Below are 18843 nucleotides of genomic sequence, written 5' to 3'. Positions count from 1 at the left end.
ACCCGCCCGCCTCAGAAGGGAGACCCATGCTCGATCCGTGGCTCGGCTTCGCCATCACCGTCGCCGTCTGCATCGTCGTCGCGATCGTCATCACCGCCGCCGTCTCGTTCGCCGTACGGCTGGTCGCGCGCAAGAAGTCCTGGCCCAGGCGGCTCATCGGCTACGCGCGCCGGCCCTTCCGCGCGCTTCTGCTGCTGGTCTCGCTGTGGATCGCCTTCAGCCTCGCCTTCCCCGACCGCGACTGGATCGACACGATCGACCAGATCTTCACGATGGTCGTCATCGCCGCCGGCGCGTGGCTCGCCGTCGCGCTCGTGCGCTTCGGCACCGACCTGGCCATCGGCCGTTACCGGATCGACGTGCCCGACAACCGGGTCGCCCGCCGCATCCGCACCCAGACGCTCATCCTGCGCCGGCTCGCGATCGCCGTCATCGTCGTCATCGCGATCGGCGCCGCACTGCTGACCTTCCCCGCGGTGCGCACCGTCGGCGCGAGCCTGCTGGCGTCGGCGGGCATCGCCTCCATCGTCGCCGGCCTTGCCGCGCAGTCGGTGCTGGCGAACATGTTCGCGGGGGTGCAGCTGGTCTTCAGCGACGCCCTCCGCGTGGATGACGTGGTCGTCGTCGAGGGCGAGTGGGGCCGCGTCGGCGAGATCACGCTCAGCTACGTCGTGCTCGACCTGTGGGACGACCGGCGACTCGTGCTTCCCTGCACCTACTTCACGACGCAGCCCTTCCAGAACTGGACCCGGCAGGGCAGCGAGCTGCTGGGGGCGATCGAGCTGGATGTGGACTGGCGGGTCTCCCCGTCGCGCATGCGGGAGCACCTCGCCGAGGTGCTCGCGGAGACGGCCCTGTGGGACAACCGTGCGTCGGTGCTGCAGGTGACGGAGGCGACGGGGGGTCTCGTCCGCGTGCGCATCCTCGTCTCCGCCGCCGACGCCGGCACGCTGTTCGATCTGCGCTGCTATGTGCGCGAGGCGATGGTCTCGTGGATGCAGCGCACGATGCCCGCCGCCCTGCCCGTGCAGCGCGTGATGATGACGGCCGAGTCCACCGAGCCGCAGCTCGAGGAGCCCCGCGGCGACAACGACGGCCTGTTCACCGGCAGCGCCGAGGCGGAGGAGCGCCGCAGCAGCTTCACGCAGGCGATCCCCGTCGTCGCGGGTGGTCGCGACGACGGGGATCGGTCAGTGGACGCCGAGGATGCCGGGGATCAGCGCTCCACGGCGTAGCCGGAGGAGACCCACGCCCCGGTGCCGCCCTCGACGTTCGTGGCGTCGTGGCCGCGCGCCTCGAGCGCCTCCACGACACGCGCCGAGCGGCCGCCCACCTGGCAGATGACGTCGAAGGGCCCCTCGGGGAGCCGGTCGAGCAGGTCGCCGATGCGCGACATCGGCAGGTTCACCGCGCCCGGCACGTGGCCGGCGGCGAACTCGTCCTCCTCGCGGACGTCGATGAGCGGCACGCCCTCGCGGTCACGCAGCTGCTGAACGGTGATCGACTTCATACGTCAGGATATCCTTTCCGTGGTAGGCGAGAAGCGTCTGCATCCCCCCGGACAGTGTGGCGGAATCGAAGCCCGCCGCGGCGAGCTGGCGGTGGGCGAGGTAGGAGCGCACCCCCGACGCGCAGTGGATGCGCACGGGACGCCCGGCGGCGGCCTCGCGCACCTCGTCGAGGCGGTCGCGCAGCTCGGTGTGCGGGATGTGCAGGGCGCCCGGCAGGAAGCCGGTCTCCCACTCGTCCCGGCGCCGCACGTCGAGCACGAGGGCGTTCGCGAGCACATCGGGCAGATCCTGCGGCTGCCAGAGGCGCGTGACGCCCTCCACGACGTTCTGCCCGAGCAGGCCCGCCATGTTGACGGGGTCCTTGGCCGAGCCGTACGGCGGCGCATACGAGAGGTCGAGATCGATGAGGTCGGCCACGCCGAGGCCCGCGCGCATCGCGGTGGCGATCACGTCGATGCGCTTGTCGACGCCGTCGGCGCCGACCGCCTGCGCCCCGTAGATCCGTCCGGGCTCGTCGGCGGTCGCCGGAGCGAAGTGCACGACGAGGTGGATCGTCTCGGCGCCCGGGAAGTAGCCCGCGTGCGAGCCGGGGTGAAGATGCATCGTCTCGTGGTCGATGCCCGCGTCATCCAGCGCCCGCCGGTTCGCGCCCGTGAGGGCCGCCGTCTGACCGAACACGCGCACGATGGCGGTGCCCAGCGGAGCCGCCATGGGGCGGGGCGCTCGTTCGCCCAGCATGGCGTCGGCGATGAGCCGCCCCTCGCGGTTGGCCGGGCCCGCGAGCGCGACGGGGCGACGGGCCCCGGTGACGGGGTCGGTCTTCGCGACGGCGTCGCCGGCGGCCCAGATGTGCGGAACGCTCGTGCGGCCGTGCTCGTCGACGACGATCGCACCGCGCTCGGTCGCGACCCCGGCGGCCTCGGCGAAGGCGGTGTCGGGGCGCACCCCGACCGAGAGCACCACGAGATCGGCGGGAAGTCCCCGTCCGTCCGAGAGCCGGACGATGGCGTGGTCTCCCGCGTCCTCGACGGCGGATGCCGCGACACCCGCGTTCACGCGCACGCCGTGCCGCCGGAGCTCGGCGGTGACGAGGCTCGCCATCTCCGTCTCGAGCGGTGGCAGCACGTGCGGCGCGAACTCGACGATGTCGACCTCGAGCCCCCTGTGCCGCAGCGCCTCGGCGGCCTCGACCCCGATGAAACCCGCCCCCAGCACGACCGCCCGGCGGGCGGAGCCGGCGGCATCCTTCATCCAGGCGGCGTCGCCCACCGTGCGCAGGGTGCGCACGCGCGGATCGTCGAGACCGGGGATCGGCGGGCGGAGCGCGAAGGCCCCGGGGGCGAGCATGAGCTCGTCGTACTCGAACTCGGCCCGCTCGCCGGCGGCGGTTGCCACGACGATCTTCCGCTCCGCGTCGATCGCCGTCACGTCGTGACCCGTGCGCACGTCCAGATCGAGCGCGGGGCGCAGGCTCTCGGGCGTCTGCACGAGCAGAGCCGACCGCTCGGTGATCTCGTCGCCCACGAAGTAGGGCAGGCCGCAGTTGGCGAACGAGACGTGCTCGCCGCGCTCGAGCACGACGATGGAGGCCCGCTCATCGAGCCGGCGCGCACGCGCGGCGAAGCTCATCCCCGCGGCGACCCCGCCCACCACGACGATGCGGCGCGGGGCCTCGGCCGCGTCATGCGAAGGCATGGAACAGCCTCTCGAGCCGGGCACGGTCGGCCTGCCCGGCCTCGCCGCGGGCGATGCACTGCTCCAGCCCGCTCGAGATCACGGTGAAGCCGGCGCCGTCGATCGCCTTCGACACGGCGGCGAGCTGCGTCAGGACGTCCTTGCAGTCGCGGCCCGACTCGATCATCGCCATGACTCCCGCCAGCTGGCCATGGGCGCGCTTGAGGCGCGGGAGCACACCCGTCATGTCGACGTGGAGCTCGTCCGACGCTTTCTTCTCTGTGGTCATGACGAGGATCATATACCCCCGGGGGTACCACGGCAACTCGTCGCGGACAACACGAAGCGCCCGTCCTTCGGACAGGCGCTCGGTGTGGATGGCCCCGAGGGGCCGGCCGCTACTTCTTGTTGCGGCGCTGGTGGCGAGTCTTGCGAAGCAGCTTGCGGTGCTTCTTCTTCGCCATGCGCTTGCGGCGCTTCTTGATGACTGAACCCACGGAAAACCTCACTAAGTCGGGGTCTGGGCGCCCTCGCGCGCATGCGCGAACACGCCCGGGAACGGGCAAAAGCGGAAAATGCCTCGGGACAGTCTAGCCGACGTCGGCGATCGGCCGTTGCAGGGCCTGGGTGACCGCCTGCTCGGGCACGCGATACGACCGCCCGAAGCGCACGGCGGGCAGCTCGCCCGAGTGCACGAGGCGGTACACGGTCATCTTCGACACGCGCATGATGTCGGCGACCTCGGCGACGGTCAGAAAGCGCACCTCGGGAAGATCGGCCATGATTTCGGTCCCCATTCGTCGTGGGCCGATCCCCACGGCGGCCGCTGCCCTCACTCTAGGGGCTGGCCGAGTCTCGTGTAAACCGCTGTGAATCGTGGGGCCGGTGAGACGCCGCGCGTCAGCTGCCGAACTTGCGCAGCGCCGAGGTCACGGCGTGCTTCGCGGATGCCGCGGCGCGTCCGACGAAGTCGGCAGCCTGCGCGGCGGGCTCGGGCAGCGCCGCGTCCAGCTCCGAAAGGATGCCGGCGGTGGAATCCCCCACGAGGAAGGGCATCAGCCAATCGTCGACCTGTTCGAGCGGCTCGTGGTGAAGGCTGTAGTACCGGTGCTGACCCTCCTCGCGCACCGTCACGAGCTCCGCCTCGCGCAGCACCTTCAAGTGCTTCGAGACCGTGGGCTGGCTGACGCCCAGCTCATGCACGATCTGGGATACCGACGTGCCGGACCCCCCTGACGAGGAACGCGCGAGGAGGATCGAGAGGATCTCGCGCCGCGTGCCGTCCGCGATGACGTCGAAGATGTCGGCCATGCCCCATAGGTTAGCCCCGCCATGCGCGGAGTACCATGAGGTCGTCTTCGGCGTGAGGGGGCGGTACATGGCGACCAGCCGCCGCTCGGCGCGCGCCGAGGCGTGGCGCAGCCGCCTTCGCGAGCTCGGGCACTTCTTCCGGGACTTCACGACGTCGTCCCCCGCGCGATTCGCGATCGTGGTCTTCACGAGCCTCATCCTGATCTTCACGGCGCTGCTCTCGCTGCCCGCGGCATCCGCCTCCGGCACACGGGCTCCCCTCGCCGACGCCCTCTTCACCGCCGTATCGACGATCTGCGTGACGGGGCTGACGACCGTGGACATCGCGACGTTCTGGTCGCCGCTGGGCAAGGTCATCATCTTCGTCGGCGTCAACATCGGCGGCATGGGTGTACTCACCCTCGCGTCGATCCTCGGGCTGATCATCTCCAAGCGGCTCGGGCTCCGCGCGAAGCTGATCGCCGCCGGCGACTCGAACCCCCTGCGCGCCCACGGCGGCCCCGTGAACGAGGGGCAGACGGTGCGCCTCGGGGAGGTCGGCCAGCTTCTCCGGACCGTCGCGCTGTCGACCCTCGTGATCGAGGGCGTGCTCGCCCTGCTCCTCTACCCCTCCCTGCTGATGGCGGGCATCGGCGCGCTCGAGGCGCTCTGGGAGGCCCCCTTCTACGCGGCGATGGCCTTCACGAACACGGGGTTCACCCCCAACCCTGGCGGCCTCGCCCCCTTCGCCGACGACTACTTCATGCTGACCGTGCTCATGATCGGCGTGTTCCTGGGCAGCATCGGCTTCCCCGTCATCTACACGCTCTCGAGGCACCTGTGGCACGTCGGCAAGTGGTCGCTGCACACCAAGCTCACGCTCATCACGACGATGCTGCTGTTCGTCGCCGGCGCGTTCGCCTTCCTCGGGCTCGAATACGACAACCCCGGCACCTTCGGATCGCTTGACGCATGGGACACCACGTTCCAGGCGTTCTTCCTGTCGGCGATGACGCGTTCGGGCGGATTCTCCGTCGTCGACGTCGGCGAGCTGTACGGATCGTCCCTCGTCGTCGGATCGATGCTCATGTTCGTCGGCGGCGGCTCGGCCTCGACCGCCGGGGGGATCAAGGTCACGACGCTCGCCATCCTCGCCCTCGCCGTCTGGTCCGAGGCGAAGGGGCGCGCCTCGGTCGAGGCCTTCGGCCGCCGCATCCCGAGCGACGTGCAGCGGGTCGCGCTCTCCGTCGTCGCGTGGGGCGCGACGATCGTCGCACTGTCGACGATCACCATCTCGCAGATGACGAAGGCGCCCATCCAGGAGGTCCTGTTCGATGTCATCTCGGCGTTCGGCACGGTCGGGCTCTCGACCGGACTCACCGCCGAGCTGCCCGACCCCGCCGCCTATGTCATGGCGCTGACGATCTTCATGGGCCGCATTGGTACAGTGACTCTCGCCGCGGCGGTGGCCGCGACATCCCGTTCGCAGCTGTACTCGCTGCCCGTGGAAAGGCCCATCGTTGGTTGAGCAGATCCGCGGCGACGCACCCGTCCTGGTGATCGGACTCGGTCGGTTCGGCGCCGCGTGCGCCGGGGAGCTCGACCGCCTCGACCGCGAGGTGCTCGCGATCGACGAGAGCCTCGACCTCGTGCAGAAGTGGTCGGAACGGGTCACCCACACGGTGCAGGCCGATGCGCGCAACGTCGACGCCCTCAAGCAGATCGGCGCGGCCGACTTCCAGGTAGCGGTCGTGGCGGTCGGGTCGAGCATCGAGGCATCCGTGCTCATCACCGCGAACCTCGTCGACCTCAAGGTGCCGCAGATCTGGGCGAAGGCCGTGTCGCAGTCGCACGGCAAGATCCTCGCCCGTGTGGGCGCCAACCACGTGATCTACCCCGAGCGAGAGGCGGGCGAGCGCGTCGCCCACCTCGTCAGCGGGCGGATGCTGGACTTCATCCGCTTCGACGATGACTTCGTGCTCGCCAAGATGTACCCGCCGAAGTTCATCCGGGGCGTGGGCCTGAACGAATCGGGCGTGCGCTCGAAGTACAGCGTCACGGTCGTCGGGGTGAAGAGCCCCGGCAAGCCGTTCCGCTACGCCGAGGCCAACACCGTCGTGACCAACCACGACCTCATCATCGTCTCGGGCACGAATCAGGACGTCGAGCGCTTCGCCGCCCTCGATCGCTGAGCGGGCGGCCGCCCGGGATCACACCCGGGCGGCACGCTCGATGATGTCGACGACGGCGTCGGGCTGCGACAGGAACGGCGAATGGCTCGTCGCCAGCCGGTGGGCCTCGGAACCCGAACGCGCCGCGAGGGCCTCCTGGGCGACGACCGGGAAGATCGCGTCCTGCTCGGTGATGACGTAGGTGCTCGGCGTGTCCCTCCACGCGACCCGCGTGAGGGGCTCTCGGAACGCCCTCGCCGACTGCGAGGCGAGCTGCGCGCTCGCCCACGCGGCCTGCGCGGGATCGAGATCGCCGAAGAACAGGTCGCGAGACGGGTGGGACTCGTCGCCCGCCGTCGCGAGCGGCCCCTCGATGTGCCACCAATCCGGCTCGACCCCTCCCACGCTCGCCAGGAGCGTCTCCCCCTCGTCCAGCACGAACGCGGCGATGTAGACGATGTGGTGCACGGAGGGATCCAGCGCTCCCTGCGTCGTGGGTACACCGCCGTACGAGTGGGCGACGACCGTCACCCCTCCCTCGATCGAAGCGATCGCCTCGGCGACGGCGGCGGCGTCGTCGGCCATGCCCAGCTCCGCCTTGTCCGCGGCGTGCACGGTGGGCAGGTCGATGGCGACGACATCCCACCCCTTCGCCTCGAGACGCTCCCGCACGGGCCCCCAGCACCATGCCCCGTGCCATGCTCCGTGAACCAACAGGATCGTGGTCCGATCAGACATCGTCGTCCTCCTTCATCGATGCGCGCTCGCGCGGGTCGCGGTTGAATCCCGCCCCTGAGAGCACCACGATAGGAACACGCGAAAGGATCGAGCACCGGCGCTCGATGAAATCCCATGTCAATCGGTGAAGCTCCGCTCGGTCCCGTCGTCCGGGGCACGACCCGCGGGCTGCTGCCGGGCCCCGACTACGAGCACTTCTGCGAGAGCATCGCCGACGTGTATGTCGGCGTGCGTCCGGAGCGACCCGCGGGCGGGGCCTTCGCGGCCGATTTCGCCCTCTACGCACTCGACGACCTCGCGGTGGGGATCATCGCCACCCCGGGAGTGAGCGCCCACCGCGACCGCGGCTCGCTCGCGCGCGTCGCCGATGACGGTCTCTTCGTCAACTACAGCCCTCGGTCCTGGGCCCTGCGCCAGCACCGGCGCGAGCACCGGGTGGCCGGCGGGTCGGCGGTCGTGCTCGACAACGCCCGCCCGTTCAGCGTCGTCGTCGATCCTCGACGGCGACTCGACCTGCTGTCCCTGCGGGTGCCGCGCGGGATGCTGGCCCCGAAGACGGTCAGCCTGCTGCCCGACCTCGACGACCGGCTCGCCGCGAGCCGGTCGGGTGCGCTGCTCGGCGCCCAGATGGGACTGCTCTCCCGGGCGCTGCGATCCGGGGTGACCGCTGCGGCGCGATCCATGGCCTCCGCGGCGGTCGAGTTGCTCGATGCGATCGCCGCGGACGACCCGGACGCTCCCCCGCCGGCACGGGTCGATTCGTATCGCGCGTACGCCCGCTCCCGGCTGGGCGATCCCGCGCTCGACGTGGGTGCCGTCGCGCGCGCCTTCGCGCGCACTCCGCGCACGATCCAGTCGGCATTCGCGGGCGAGGGTCAGACGTTCTCCGCATGGCTGCGTGACGAGCGGCTCGACCGCGCGCGCGAGCTCCTGAGTGCGCCCTCCAACGCCGCACGGTCGGTCGCATGGGTCGCCCGCACGTCGGGGTTCCGGGACGTGGGCACCTTCCACCGCGCGTACCGCGCCCGGTTCGGATCGACGCCGGGCGCCGACCGCTGATCCCTAGCGCAGCTGCGCGAACGCCTCGACGCGATCGGTGGCCATCAGCTCGAGAGCCAGCGAGGTGCCGAAGCGTCCGAGGCCGATGACGGCCACGGAGTCCGCCTCGGCGATGCGCCGGGACGTGTCGCCGAAGATCGTGAACCTAGCCAATGGCGGGCCTTTCCTTGGGGTATTCGTAGAGAACGCGGCGCGTGCGCAGGGCGAGGGCGGAACCCAGGGTGAGCGGCCCGATGCGGCCGAGGAACATGAGCAGGACGAGGACCACCTCGGCGGCGGGGGGCAGGTCGAACGTGATCCCCGTGGAGAGCCCGACGGTGCCGAACGCGGACACCGCCTCGAACAGGGCGCGGTCGAGGGCCTGTCCTGTGATGAGCATCAGCGATACGGTGCCGGCCATGACCGCCGCGAGCGCGATGAGCACGACCGTGATCGCCTCGCGGTGCACGGCGCGGGAGAGCCGCTTGCCGAAGATCGACACGGCCCCCTCGCCGCGCAGCTCCGCGACGAGGATGAAGAAGAGGACGGCGAACGTCGTCACCTTGATGCCGCCGGCCGTGCCCGCCGGGCCCCCGCCGATCATCATGAGGACGTCCATGCCGACCCACGTCTCGTCGTGCATGAGACCTATGTCGACCGAGTTGAACCCCGCCGTGCGGGTCTGCACGGAATGGAAGAACCCGATGAGCAGGCGGGAGGCGGGGTCGAAGGCCCCGAGCGTGGCGGGGTTGTCCCACTCCAGGAGCGTGATGTAGATCGTGCCGAGCAGCAGCAGCACGAGCGTCGCCCAGATGACGATGCGGGTGTTCATGCTCCAGTGCAGGGGGCGGCGGAGCTCCCGCCGCAGCTGCATGATGACGGGGAAGCCCAGGCCGCCGAGGATGACCGCGGCGCAGATGGGCAGGCAGATCCAGGGGTCGGCGGCGAAGCCCATGAGGTTGTCGCTGTAGAGCGCGAAACCGGCGTTGTTGAACGAGGAGACGGCGTGGAACAGCGCATGCCAGGCGGCCTCGCCCATGTCGTACCCGTAGCCGAGCGCGAAGCGGGGGAAGAGGAACGCGAACACGACCGCCTCGATGAGGAGGGAGATCGTGAGGATGCGCCGCGCCAGGCCCTTCACCTCGCCGATGCCGGATGCCTTGGCCTCCGCGGCCGCGTTCAGCCGCGAGCGCACCCGTAGGCGCCGCGCGACCGCGAGCCCGATCAGCGACGCGAAGAGCATGATGCCGAGACCGCCCAGCTGGATGAGCACCATGATGACGACGAGGCCGACATCGCTCCAGTGCGTCGGGGTGTCGACGACCGTCAGCCCGGTCACGCACACGGCGGAGGTCGCCGTGAACAGCGCGTCGAAGACGTCGGTCCATCCGCCGTTCCGGGAGGAGATCGGCAGCATGAGGGCGACCGTGCCGACGGCGATGGCGCCGGCGAATCCGACGGCGATGGCTTGGGCGGGGTGCAGGCGCCGGGAGCGACGCAGCCGCTCTCCCGCGGCCGCTATGCGTGTGGGCACGAACGAGTACATTACGCCTGCCGCGGCGGCGCGCAAGCCCCCGCGACGGCGCGCGCAGCGCGTCGCTCAGCCGCCCGCGGCGAGCTCCCTCGCTCGCGCGAGGGCGGCGTCGGTGGCGCGGCCGAACAGGCGCGGGAGGTCCGCCTCCTGCAGCACCGTCACGGCCCGCTCCGTCGTTCCCTTGGGGCTCGTGACGCGTCGGCGCAGCTCGGCCGGGTCCTCCCCGGATGCCTCGAGCAGCGCCGCGGCGCCGATGAACGTCTGCTCCGCCATCCTCCTCGCGTCCTCCCGCGCGAAGCCCTTCTCCTCGGCGGCGGAGGTGAGCGCCTCGACGAGCAGGAAGACGTACGCGGGACCGGAACCGGAGATCGTCGAGAGCGCATCGATGTCGGATTCGGGCACCTCGATGACCGAGCCGCAGGTCTCGAAGAGGGCGCGCACCGCTGCCCGCTGAGTCGCGCTCACGCGCTCGCCCGCCGCGAGGCCCGTGACGGCCTTGCCGACGAGCGCGGGGGTGTTCGGCATCGAGCGCACGACGGCGCGGTCGGGTCCGAGCTCCCGGGCGAAGGTCGCCAGCGTGACCCCCGCCGCAAGGCTCACGACGACGGCGCCCGCACGAAGCGCCGGCGCGATCTCGCGCAGCAGGTCGGGCACCATCGCCGGCTTCACCCCCACCAGCACGATGTCGGCGGAGGCGGCGGCCCGGACGTTGGCGGTGGGGTCGTCCTCGAGCGCGAGGCTCGTGAGCCCCGGCATCCCCGCGAGCGCGCGCGCCTTGGCGGCGGTGCGGTTGGTCACGACGACCTCGCGCGCACCGCCCGCGGCGACGACGCCCTGGAGGATCGCTCCCCCCATCGACCCCGCCCCGAGGATCGCGACGGACGGCGGGGTGGCATCGGGAACGCTCATGCGCCCCATCCTAAGGAAGGGCTCACCGCGCGGGTCTAGGATCGGCAGGTGTGGGTGCCGCAGCCCCAGGAACGGGAGGAACGCATGACCCTCTTCGACGGAATCGCCGCTCGCACGGTCGAGACCCCGAGCCTCGCGGTGAACATCCTCGAGCGCACGGCCGACGACCCCGAGACCTCGCCCGAGCGCACCGTGGTGTTCGTGCACGGGAACCTCGCCTCGAGCCTCCTCTGGCAGGAGATCATGCAGGACCTGCCGGGCGACCTGCGCGTCATCGCCGTGGATCTGCGCGGATTCGGCGGCACCGAGAACGCCCCCGTCGACGCCACCCGCGGGCTGCGGGACTACAGCGACGACCTGCATGCGACGCTCACGGCCCTCGGCATCCCGGCCGCGCACCTCGTCGGCTGGGCGATGGGAGGCGGCGTCATCATGCAGTACGCCCTCGAGCACCCCGCGCTGAGCCTCACGCTGCAGTCGCCGGTCTCCCCGTACGGATTCGGCGGCACCCGGCGCGACGGCACCCGCCTCACCGACGACGACGCGGGCACCGGCGCCGGCAGCGCCAACCCCGACTTCGTCGATCGCCTCACGGCGAAGGACACCACCGACGAGGCGCAGACCTCGCCCCGCAGCGTGTTCCGCACCTCCTACGTCGCGCCCGGCTACACGAGCGAGCACGAGGACGTCTGGGTGGAGTCGATGCTCACCACCTCGACGGCGACGGGCAACTACCCCGGCGACTCCGTCTCGAGCGAGAACTGGCCGGGCTTCGCGCCCGGCGGCATCGGCGTGCTCAACACGATGGCGCCGAAGCACTTCGACGTCTCGGGCATCGCCGACCTCCCCGACAAGCCCCCCGTCCTGTGGGTGCACGGCACGGCCGACGCGATCGTCTCCGACGCGTCGTTCTTCGACCTGAACCACCTGGGCGCCCTCGGCGTGGTTCCCGAATGGCCGGGCGAGGAGGTCGCCCCCGCCCAGCCGATGGTCTCGCAGACGCGGGACGTGCTCGCGCGGTACGCCGCGAACGGCGGCGTCGTGCGCGAGCTCGCGCTCGACGGGGTCGGCCATTCCGCTCACCTGGAGCGTCCCGCCGAGGTGCGCCGGGCGCTCCTGCAGATCATCGGGTACGTCGACATGCCGGCCGACCCGGCCCCGCCGACCGAGGCGATCATCCTCCGATCGGCCGACTGAGGCCGTTCAGCGCTTCGGCGCGAAGAACCGCTGCAGCAGCGCGCGCGACTCCTCCTCGCGCCCACCCGCGACGACCTCGGCACGGTACGGCAGCCGCCGATCGCGCACGAGGTCGTACTGTGATCCGGCGGCCCCCGCCTTCTCGTCCCACGCGGCGAAGACGAGGCGCGAGACGCGGGCCTGCAGCAGGGCGCCGGCGCACATGACGCAGGGCTCGAGCGTCACGACGAGCGTCGCGCCCTCGAGGTTCCACGACCCGGTGGATGCCGCGGCCCGGCGCAGCGCGAGCACCTCCGCGTGCGCCGTGGGGTCGCTCGTGCCCTCCCGCTCGTTGCGGCCCTCACCGACGACGCGGCCGGCGGCATCCATCACGACGGCTCCGACGGGAACCTCCCCCGCCGCGGCGGCCTCGCCGGCGAGCTCGAGCGCGCGCCGCAGCCCGCGATCGTCGGCGTCGGGCGGGAAGGCGGGCATCGGCACTCCTGAGGGGAACGGTTAGATTGAGCCTATGCGTGTGCACGTCGCCGACCACCCCCTCATCACCCACAAGCTGACGGTCCTGCGCGACGCGCGCACCTCGTCGCCGGTGTTCCGTCAGCTGACCTCGGAGCTGGTCACCCTGCTCGCGTACGAGGCGACCCGCCAGGTGCGGGTCGAGCCGATCGAGATCCAGACCCCCGTCACGACGACGACGGGTGTGCGGATCGCCGATCCGCGCCCGATCGTCGTGCCGATCCTTCGCGCGGGACTGGGCATGCTCGAGGGCATGGTGACACTGCTGCCCACCGCCGAGGTCGGATTCCTCGGCATGGTGCGCAACGAGGAGACCTTCGAGCCGCAGACGTACGCCGAGCGTCTCCCCGAGGACCTCAGCGACCGCCAGTGCTTCGTGCTCGACCCGATGCTCGCCACGGGCGGCTCGCTCGGTGCCGCGATCGAGTTCCTCTTCCGCCGCGGTGCGCAGGACGTGACCGCCATCTGCCTGCTCGGCGCACCCGAGGGGGTCGCCGCGATCGAGAGGCAGGTGGACGGCCGCGACGTGACCCTCGTGCTCGGCGCGATCGACGAGCGCCTGAACGAGAAGGGCTACATCGTCCCGGGCCTCGGCGACGCCGGCGACCGCCTCTACGGCACGGTCTGACGGGCCGCGGGCCCACGCCCGCCGCCGACCAGCCGGCTGAACGCGCTGAGGCGCGCCACCCCCTCGGGCGTATGCGGCAGGTCGTCGAGCAGACCAGGGGAGTGCACGAGGTACGCCGCGACCTTCGCGCGGGAGATCGCCACGTTGAGGCGATTGGCCAGCAGGAGGAAGTCAATACCGCGAGGGGCGTCGCGCGCGCTCGAGGCCGCGAGGCTGAGGATCGACACGGCCGCCTCCTGTCCCTGGAAGAGATCGACCGTGCCGACGGGGATGCCGCTGAGCCCGGCCGCGTCGAGCGCGCGGCGGATCTCCGCGACCTGGGCGTTGTACGGCGCCACGACGATGACGTCCTCCGGCGCGAGCGGACGCTCCCCCGCGCCGTCGTCGTAGGGGCGACCGATCGCCGAACGTGCGAGACGCACGACCTCGGCGGCCTCCTCGATCGACGCCGTCGTGTTCTCGTGGTGCACGACCGGGACGACGTGCAGGCCCGGCTCGACCCCGTCGATGCGGCGGCGGGCGGCCGAGGGATGCGAGGCCAGGCGCCCCGCGTAGGCGAGGTGCGACACGGGTTCCGCGACGGCGGGATGCATCCGCCTGCTCTCGGGCAGGAAGAAGCCGCGCCCGGCCGGCAGCACCGCCTCGCCGTCCATGAGCCACCCGAGCGCCGACGTGTCCACGGGCTCGGGATGCGTGCCCTGGCTCACCTGCGGCAGCTGCTGCGGGTCGCCGAGGAGGAGCAGCCGGGATGCCGCGAGCGAGACCGCGATCGTCGAGGCGAGCGAGAACTGACCGGCCTCGTCGATGACGAGGAGATCGAGCGATCCCCGCGGCACGCGCCCCTCGTGGCTGAAGTCCCACGCGGTGCCGCCGAGGACGTAGCCGGTCGCGGCGTTCTCGGCGGCGAACGCCGCGACGCCGTTCTTCGGCAGCGCCGTGAACGCCACCTCGGACGCGTCGTCTTTGGGGGCCTTGCCGACGAGCCGGGCGGGGACCCCGGCATCCACGATGCGATCGAGCATGTGCTCGACGACCGCGTGCGACTGGGCCACGACGCCCACGCGCCACCCGTGCTCGCGCACGAGGGCCTCGACGACGTGCGAGCCGATGTAGGTCTTGCCGGTGCCCGGCGGGCCCTGCACGGCCAGGTAGCTGCGATCGAGCGCGCGCAGAGCCCGCGCGATCTCGGCCGCATCCACCGGGGCGCCCGGCTCGGGGAGGCCCCCGACGCCGCGAGGCGCGCGGCGGCACAGGATGTCGGCGGCTGGCCCCGGCGGCAGGCCGTCGCCCTCCTCGAGCACCCGATCGGCCCAGGCGTCGATCGCGGCCTGCTGGTTGCCGGCGCGCGGGGGGGCTGCGGGGGTGAGGGCGACGGGGAGCTCGGCCCACGTCATCCCGTCGACCGCGCTCTCCTCCACGATCGCCCCGTCGTCGGTCTCCTCGATCACCCGAACGCGGTGGTCGGCGTGGATCCACCGCGGTGACGCCTCGAACGGGAAGGGGGCGGGGAGCTCGTAGACCGCGAACGGGTCGGTGCCGGCCTTGAGCCGCGTGCCCGGGGCGGGCTCGCCGCGCAGCCGCAGCACGCGGCGATCCACGCGCGCCCGCTCGGGGCGGTGCCAGTCTTCGACGACCTCGCTGCGCGCCCGGTCGAGGGCGACGACGTCGCGCGTGTGCTCCCACACCGTCACCGGCTCCCGCAGCCGCAGGAAGTGGGCCGCCCAGAACGACTTCGCCTCGCGCGGGTAGTAGTCGATCGCCGCTGCGGCCAGGCGCAGCGCGCGCTCGTCGGCGGCGGCATCCGCCGACGGCACCGGCCCCGCCGCGGTCGCCTCGGCGCGACGCAGCAGCGCCTCCGCCCGTACCGACGGCGCGTAACCCGCCCCCTCGACCTCGGGGTCGGCGGCGGCGACGATGCCGTTCTCGGCCGCTCGCTCGCGCAGCCAGTCGCGCAGGCGTCTCGTGGAGACGCAGTCGTAGCGGTTGTAGTCGGCGATGTCGTCGAGGATGCGCGCGGCGCCCGCGTCGTCCCCCCCATCGGCGAGCGCCCGCGCCTCGACGTACCGCACGATCGACTCGTCGCCGCGCTGCACATCGCTCGAGCGGTGCTCGTCGCCCATGTAGAGCGGCTCGAGCTTCTTGATCGAGTACGAACGCGACCCGACCCGGAGCGCCCGCCGCACGATGGGGTAGAGGTCGACGAAGATTCCGTCGCGCAGGAGGGTGTCGACCTCGGCCTCGCCCACGCCGTAGCGCGCGGCCATCGCGAGCAGGTGGCTCGTCTCGTACGGGGCGTAGTGGTAGATGTGCATGCCGGGGTGGGCGGCGCGCTGCGCGGCGACGATCTCGAGGAACCGCACGAGCGCGGCCTTCTCGGCCTCGAAGGAGTGCGCCCACAGCGAGGAGAACACCTCGCGGTCGTCGACCCAGCCGAAGAGGTAGTCGAGGCCCCACTGCGAGCCCGCTCCCTCGGTGTAGAGCGGGTCGCCCTCGAAGTCGAAGAAGAGGTCGCCGGGGTCGGCGGGCGGCAGCGCCGCGAGGGCGCGCGGCTCGACGACGCGATACGGCGGCGCGACGTCGGGATCGGCCTCGAGTTGCAGCCGCGCCTGCGTCGCCAGCAGGGCGAAGACCTCGGGGTTCATCCCGGCTGGCGCGGCCTCGGCGGCGGCGAGCCGATCGATCGTCTCGATCCCCGCCGCGCGCAGGCGCCGGCGCTGCAGCGGCCGCATTCCCGCGACGAGCAGCAGGTCGTGGGATGCCTCCACCTCGATCTGACACGTCGCGCAGCGCCCGCACGCGCTGAAGCGGTCATCGCCCCACGCGACGGCCGCCGCGCCGGCGCCGAGATCGATGCGGCGGTCGGCGATGAGCTCGCCCAGTCGTGCGCGGCGGAGCCGGTACACGGGAAGCACGTCGTCGACGGCGTGGATGCTCGTGGTGCCGTCGCCGAGGAGCAGCTCTACGCGGTCGGCGCGCGGCGCCCCGAGTCGATCGAGTTGATCGACGTATGCCGCGAGCTGCATGAGCGCGGTCACCCGTGCACGGCGGGCGAGCTTGGTGTCCTGCACGACCCACCGGCCGTCGGGGTCGCGGAGGAGGAAGTCGGCGAAGCCCACGAAGTCGTCGGTGGCGAAGGCCGCCTGGAACACCACGCGGGCATCGGAGCGCAGGGCCCGCCCCGTGGCGGCGACGGCCTCGGCGAGCGCCGCCGCGTCGGCCGAGGAGGCGCGCTCGATCTCGGCGACGCCCGACGCGCCGAAGCGCTCGCGGTAGGCCTCGAGCATCCGCTCCTCGTGCCGGTCTCCGAGGCGCGCGGCGCGCTCGAGCGTGGGGTCGTCGGGGTCCTCGACGGCGGCGGTGCGCCCGAGCTTCGCGTCGATCGCCCGGAGCCACGCGAACTCGCACTCCGACGCCGCCTTGAGATCGCTCGCGCTCGTGACCAGGCGGGCGGGCGACGTGGCGGTGGGAGGTGTGTATCGCATCGCTTCGAGGCTAGCCGCGGCATCCGACATCTCCGGCGGGGCATCGATGCAAGACTGGGCGGGTGACCGAGAGCCTGCCGTTCGACAACCCGTATCGGCACGGGTTCGCCCGCGTCGCCGCCTGCACGATCCCGCTCGCCCTGGCCGACCCGCGTACGAACGCGCAGACGGTGCTCGCGTCCGTGCGCGAGTGCGCCGCCGAGGGCGTCGCCGTCGCGGTGTTCCCCGAGCTGTGCCTCAGCGGCTACAGCATCGAGGACCTCGTGCTGCAGGACGCCGTGCTGGATGCCGTGGAGGCCGCCGTCGAGACGCTCGTCGAGGCATCCGCCGACCTCGCGCCGCTCTTCGTCGTCGGCGCCCCGCTGCGGCACCGCAACCGCGTGTACAACTGCGCCGTCGCGATCCAGGGCGGCCAGCTGCTCGGGGTCGCCCCCAAGTCGTACCTGCCCACCTACCGGGAGTTCTACGAGCGGCGCTGGTTCGCCCCCGGCGACGACCTCGACGGGCCGGATGCCCGGTGGATCCGCGTCGCGGGGCTCGAGGCGCCGTTCGGGCCCAAGCTGCTGTTCTCCGCCACGGACGTGCCGGGCCTCGTCGTGCACGCCGAGGTCTGCGAGGACGTGTGGGTTCCCATCCCGCCCTCCGCGGAGGCGGCGCTCGCGGGCGCGACCGTGCTGCTGAACCTCTCGGGAAGCCCCATCACGATCGCGCGGGCCGAGGACCGCGCCGACCTCTGCCAGTCGCAGTCGCTGCGCTGCCTCGCCGCCTACGCGTACGCCGCGGCCGGCGCGGGCGAATCGACGAACGACGTCTCGTGGGACGGGCAGACGATGATCTACGAGGCGGGCAACCTGCTCGCCGAGACCGAGCGCTTCCCCGACGGGCCGCGCCACTCGATCGCCGACGTCGACCTCGACCGGCTGCGGCAGGACCGTGCCCGGCAGGGCACCTTCGACGACAACCGTCGCACGCACGCCGCGCGCACCGACGAGTTCTTCACGGTGCCGTTCACGCTGGGGGTGCCCCGCTCCGCGACCGGCCTGCGGCGGCCGATCGACCGCTTCCCGTTCGTTCCCGACGACCCCGCGCGCCTCGCCCAGGACTGCTACGAGGCGTTCAACATCCAGGTCTCGGGCCTCGTGCAGCGCATGCGCTCCATCGGCGATCCCAAGCCGGTCATCGGCGTGAGCGGCGGGCTCGACTCCACCCACGCCCTGCTCGTCGTCGCGCGGGCGATGGACCGGATGGGGCGACCGCGCTCCGACATCCTGGCCTACACGATGCCGGGGTTCGCCACGAGCGACCGCACGAAGTCGAACGCGATCGCGCTGGCGGAGTCGGTGGGCGCGAGCATCGAGACGATCGACATCCGCGAGAGCGCCGCTCTCATGCTCGCGGAGATCGGCCACCCGTTCTCGGGCGGCGAGCCGGTGTACGACGTGACCTTCGAGAACGTGCAGGCCGGGCTGCGCACCGACTTCCTCTTCCGTCTGGCCAACCAGAACGGCGGCATGGTCATCGGCACGTCCGACCTGTCGGAGCTCGCCCTCGGCTGGGCCACCTACGGCGTCGGCGACCAGATGAGCCACTACGCCGTCAACACCGGTGTGCCCAAGACGCTCGTGCAGCACCTCATCCGCTGGGTGATCTCGGCGGGTGAGGGCGTGGATGCCGCGGAGGCGGCCGTGCTGCAGTCCGTCCTCGACACCGAGATCTCGCCCGAGCTGGTCCCGGCCGGCGAGGACGGGAAGATGCAGTCGACCCAGGACAGGGTCGGCCCGTACGCGCTGCACGACGTCACCCTCTTCCACATCCTGCGCTACGGGATGCGGCCCTCGAAGATCGCGTTCATCGCGCACGAGGCATGGCGCGACGCGGATGCCGGGGCGTGGCCGCCCGGCTTCCCGGACGACGAGCGCTACAGCTACGACCTGCCGACGATCGTGCGGTGGCTCGAGGTGTTCCTGCGCCGATACTTCGCGTTCGCGCAGTTCAAGCGCTCCGCGATCCCCAACGGCCCCAAGGTGTCGCCCGCGGGCTCCCTCTCGCCGCGCGGCGACTGGCGCGCGCCCTCGGACGGAAACGCGCGGGCATGGCTCGACGAGCTGCGCAGCGCGCTGCCCGACCTCGTGTCGGAGTGACCCGGCCCGTTGCCCCG

Annotated in this window: 18 protein-coding genes and 1 pseudogene; 7 read left to right on the top strand and 12 right to left on the bottom strand. The window is 71.9% G+C overall.

Features of this window, described 5'->3' with window-relative positions; translation table 11 throughout:
* Window positions 1–26 precede the first annotated feature (26 nt).
* Window positions 27–1235 carry a mechanosensitive ion channel family protein gene (locus tag ACIGCK_RS02200; protein ID WP_396663436.1) on the top strand — a complete coding sequence of 403 codons (1209 nt, stop codon included), beginning with the start codon at window positions 27–29 and terminating at the stop codon, window positions 1233–1235.
* On the opposite strand, the gene ACIGCK_RS02195 is transcribed toward ACIGCK_RS02200, so the two are convergent.
* The 6 genes from ACIGCK_RS02195 to ACIGCK_RS02170 form a co-directional block, all read right to left on the bottom strand.
* The gene (locus tag ACIGCK_RS02195) at window positions 1217–1510 is read right to left on the bottom strand and encodes a rhodanese-like domain-containing protein (RefSeq protein WP_396663435.1); all 294 of its coding nucleotides are present in this window, start codon (window positions 1508–1510) and stop codon (window positions 1217–1219) included. The genes ACIGCK_RS02200 and ACIGCK_RS02195 overlap by 19 nt on opposite strands.
* Window positions 1479–3206: an FAD-dependent oxidoreductase gene (locus tag ACIGCK_RS02190; protein ID WP_396663434.1), complete on the bottom strand. Its 1728-nt coding sequence runs from the start codon at window positions 3204–3206 to the stop codon at window positions 1479–1481. Before ACIGCK_RS02190 ends, ACIGCK_RS02195 begins: the two co-directional genes overlap by 32 nt.
* Window positions 3193–3474: a metal-sensitive transcriptional regulator gene (locus ACIGCK_RS02185; RefSeq protein ID WP_330171172.1), complete on the bottom strand. Its 282-nt coding sequence runs from the start codon at window positions 3472–3474 to the stop codon at window positions 3193–3195. Before ACIGCK_RS02185 ends, ACIGCK_RS02190 begins: the two co-directional genes overlap by 14 nt.
* A 109-nt stretch (window positions 3475–3583) precedes the next feature.
* On the bottom strand, window positions 3584–3682 hold the full coding sequence (locus ACIGCK_RS02180) for a 30S ribosomal protein bS22 (protein ID WP_003792170.1): 99 nt from the start codon (window positions 3680–3682) through the stop codon (window positions 3584–3586).
* 93 nt (window positions 3683–3775) lie between these two features.
* The gene (locus ACIGCK_RS02175) at window positions 3776–3967 is read right to left on the bottom strand and encodes a helix-turn-helix domain-containing protein (protein WP_330171171.1); all 192 of its coding nucleotides are present in this window, start codon (window positions 3965–3967) and stop codon (window positions 3776–3778) included.
* 118 nt (window positions 3968–4085) lie between these two features.
* Complete coding sequence (locus ACIGCK_RS02170; protein WP_396663432.1) at window positions 4086–4496, bottom strand: ArsR/SmtB family transcription factor; 411 nt, start codon at window positions 4494–4496, stop codon at window positions 4086–4088.
* Between the two features lie 67 nt (window positions 4497–4563).
* Between ACIGCK_RS02170 and ACIGCK_RS02165 the strand changes: the two genes are divergently transcribed.
* Both ACIGCK_RS02165 and ACIGCK_RS02160 read left to right on the top strand, forming a co-directional pair.
* The gene (locus ACIGCK_RS02165; RefSeq protein ID WP_396663431.1) at window positions 4564–6003 is read left to right on the top strand and encodes a TrkH family potassium uptake protein; all 1440 of its coding nucleotides are present in this window, start codon (window positions 4564–4566) and stop codon (window positions 6001–6003) included.
* Complete coding sequence (locus ACIGCK_RS02160; RefSeq protein WP_396663430.1) at window positions 5996–6667, top strand: potassium channel family protein; 672 nt, start codon at window positions 5996–5998, stop codon at window positions 6665–6667. Before ACIGCK_RS02165 ends, ACIGCK_RS02160 begins: the two co-directional genes overlap by 8 nt.
* Before the next feature lie 18 nt (window positions 6668–6685).
* Here ACIGCK_RS02160 and ACIGCK_RS02155 read toward each other — a convergent pair whose 3' ends face one another.
* Window positions 6686–7384, bottom strand: coding sequence for an alpha/beta hydrolase (locus tag ACIGCK_RS02155; protein WP_396663429.1), 699 nt, complete (start codon window positions 7382–7384; stop codon window positions 6686–6688).
* A gap of 114 nt (window positions 7385–7498) precedes the next feature.
* Between ACIGCK_RS02155 and ACIGCK_RS02150 the strand changes: the two genes are divergently transcribed.
* Complete coding sequence (locus ACIGCK_RS02150) at window positions 7499–8443, top strand: helix-turn-helix transcriptional regulator (protein ID WP_396663427.1); 945 nt, start codon at window positions 7499–7501, stop codon at window positions 8441–8443.
* Between the two features lie 39 nt (window positions 8444–8482).
* On the opposite strand, the pseudogene ACIGCK_RS02145 reads toward ACIGCK_RS02150, so the two are convergent.
* The 3 genes and pseudogenes from ACIGCK_RS02145 to proC all read right to left on the bottom strand — a co-directional run.
* A pseudogene (locus ACIGCK_RS02145) lies at window positions 8483–8596 on the bottom strand (TrkA family potassium uptake protein); the annotation flags it as partial.
* A complete protein-coding gene (locus ACIGCK_RS02140; protein WP_396663994.1) occupies window positions 8589–9839 on the bottom strand; it encodes a TrkH family potassium uptake protein in 1251 nt (416 codons plus the stop codon). The pseudogene ACIGCK_RS02145 and the gene ACIGCK_RS02140, both read right to left, overlap by 8 nt.
* Window positions 9840–10022: 183 nt before the next feature.
* A complete protein-coding gene (gene proC / locus ACIGCK_RS02135) occupies window positions 10023–10865 on the bottom strand; it encodes a pyrroline-5-carboxylate reductase (protein WP_396663425.1) in 843 nt (280 codons plus the stop codon).
* A gap of 84 nt (window positions 10866–10949) precedes the next feature.
* Between proC and ACIGCK_RS02130 the strand changes: the two genes are divergently transcribed.
* Window positions 10950–12062, top strand: a complete 1113-nt coding sequence (locus ACIGCK_RS02130; protein ID WP_396663992.1) for an alpha/beta fold hydrolase — start codon at window positions 10950–10952, stop codon at window positions 12060–12062.
* A 6-nt stretch (window positions 12063–12068) separates the two neighbouring features.
* Here the strand turns inward: ACIGCK_RS02130 and ACIGCK_RS02125 are convergent, their stop codons facing one another.
* Window positions 12069–12536 (bottom strand): nucleoside deaminase, encoded by a 468-nt coding sequence (locus ACIGCK_RS02125; RefSeq protein WP_396663423.1) that lies wholly within the window; start codon window positions 12534–12536, stop codon window positions 12069–12071.
* A gap of 34 nt (window positions 12537–12570) precedes the next feature.
* Between ACIGCK_RS02125 and upp the strand changes: the two genes are divergently transcribed.
* Window positions 12571–13203, top strand: a complete 633-nt coding sequence (upp, locus tag ACIGCK_RS02120; RefSeq protein ID WP_396663422.1) for a uracil phosphoribosyltransferase — start codon at window positions 12571–12573, stop codon at window positions 13201–13203.
* Here upp and ACIGCK_RS02115 read toward each other — a convergent pair.
* The gene (locus ACIGCK_RS02115; RefSeq protein WP_396663420.1) at window positions 13188–16685 is read right to left on the bottom strand and encodes a TM0106 family RecB-like putative nuclease; all 3498 of its coding nucleotides are present in this window, start codon (window positions 16683–16685) and stop codon (window positions 13188–13190) included. The genes upp and ACIGCK_RS02115 overlap by 16 nt on opposite strands.
* 62 nt (window positions 16686–16747) lie before the next feature.
* Between ACIGCK_RS02115 and ACIGCK_RS02110 the strand changes: the two genes are divergently transcribed.
* Window positions 16748–18826 carry an NAD(+) synthase gene (locus ACIGCK_RS02110; RefSeq protein WP_396663418.1) on the top strand — a complete coding sequence of 693 codons (2079 nt, stop codon included), beginning with the start codon at window positions 16748–16750 and terminating at the stop codon, window positions 18824–18826.
* Window positions 18827–18843 lie beyond the last annotated feature (17 nt).

This window comes from Microbacterium sp. NPDC078428, from assembly GCF_044542535.1.
GTDB lineage: Bacteria > Actinomycetota > Actinomycetes > Actinomycetales > Microbacteriaceae > Microbacterium > Microbacterium limosum.
This window is presented reverse-complemented; position numbering and strand designations above follow the sequence as displayed.

Bases quoted from the DNA above. Each gene is read 5' to 3' on its own strand.
- ACIGCK_RS02200 (WP_396663436.1), top strand. From the start codon at position 27: ATGCTCGATCCGTGGCTCGGCTTCGCCATCACCGTCGCCGTCTGCATC.
- ACIGCK_RS02195 (WP_396663435.1), bottom strand. From the start codon at position 1,510: ATGAAGTCGATCACCGTTCAGCAGCTGCGTGACCGCGAGGGCGTGCCG.
- ACIGCK_RS02190 (WP_396663434.1), bottom strand. From the start codon at position 3,206: ATGCCTTCGCATGACGCGGCCGAGGCCCCGCGCCGCATCGTCGTGGTG.
- ACIGCK_RS02185 (WP_330171172.1), bottom strand. From the start codon at position 3,474: ATGACCACAGAGAAGAAAGCGTCGGACGAGCTCCACGTCGACATGACG.
- ACIGCK_RS02175 (WP_330171171.1), bottom strand. From the start codon at position 3,967: ATGGCCGATCTTCCCGAGGTGCGCTTTCTGACCGTCGCCGAGGTCGCC.
- ACIGCK_RS02170 (WP_396663432.1), bottom strand. From the start codon at position 4,496: ATGGCCGACATCTTCGACGTCATCGCGGACGGCACGCGGCGCGAGATC.
- ACIGCK_RS02165 (WP_396663431.1), top strand. From the start codon at position 4,564: ATGGCGACCAGCCGCCGCTCGGCGCGCGCCGAGGCGTGGCGCAGCCGC.
- ACIGCK_RS02155 (WP_396663429.1), bottom strand. From the start codon at position 7,384: ATGTCTGATCGGACCACGATCCTGTTGGTTCACGGAGCATGGCACGGG.
- ACIGCK_RS02150 (WP_396663427.1), top strand. From the start codon at position 7,499: ATGTCAATCGGTGAAGCTCCGCTCGGTCCCGTCGTCCGGGGCACGACC.
- ACIGCK_RS02140 (WP_396663994.1), bottom strand. From the start codon at position 9,839: ATGCTGCCGATCTCCTCCCGGAACGGCGGATGGACCGACGTCTTCGAC.
- proC (WP_396663425.1), bottom strand. From the start codon at position 10,865: ATGAGCGTTCCCGATGCCACCCCGCCGTCCGTCGCGATCCTCGGGGCG.
- ACIGCK_RS02130 (WP_396663992.1), top strand. From the start codon at position 10,950: ATGACCCTCTTCGACGGAATCGCCGCTCGCACGGTCGAGACCCCGAGC.
- ACIGCK_RS02125 (WP_396663423.1), bottom strand. From the start codon at position 12,536: ATGCCCGCCTTCCCGCCCGACGCCGACGATCGCGGGCTGCGGCGCGCG.
- upp (WP_396663422.1), top strand. From the start codon at position 12,571: ATGCGTGTGCACGTCGCCGACCACCCCCTCATCACCCACAAGCTGACG.
- ACIGCK_RS02115 (WP_396663420.1), bottom strand. From the start codon at position 16,685: ATGCGATACACACCTCCCACCGCCACGTCGCCCGCCCGCCTGGTCACG.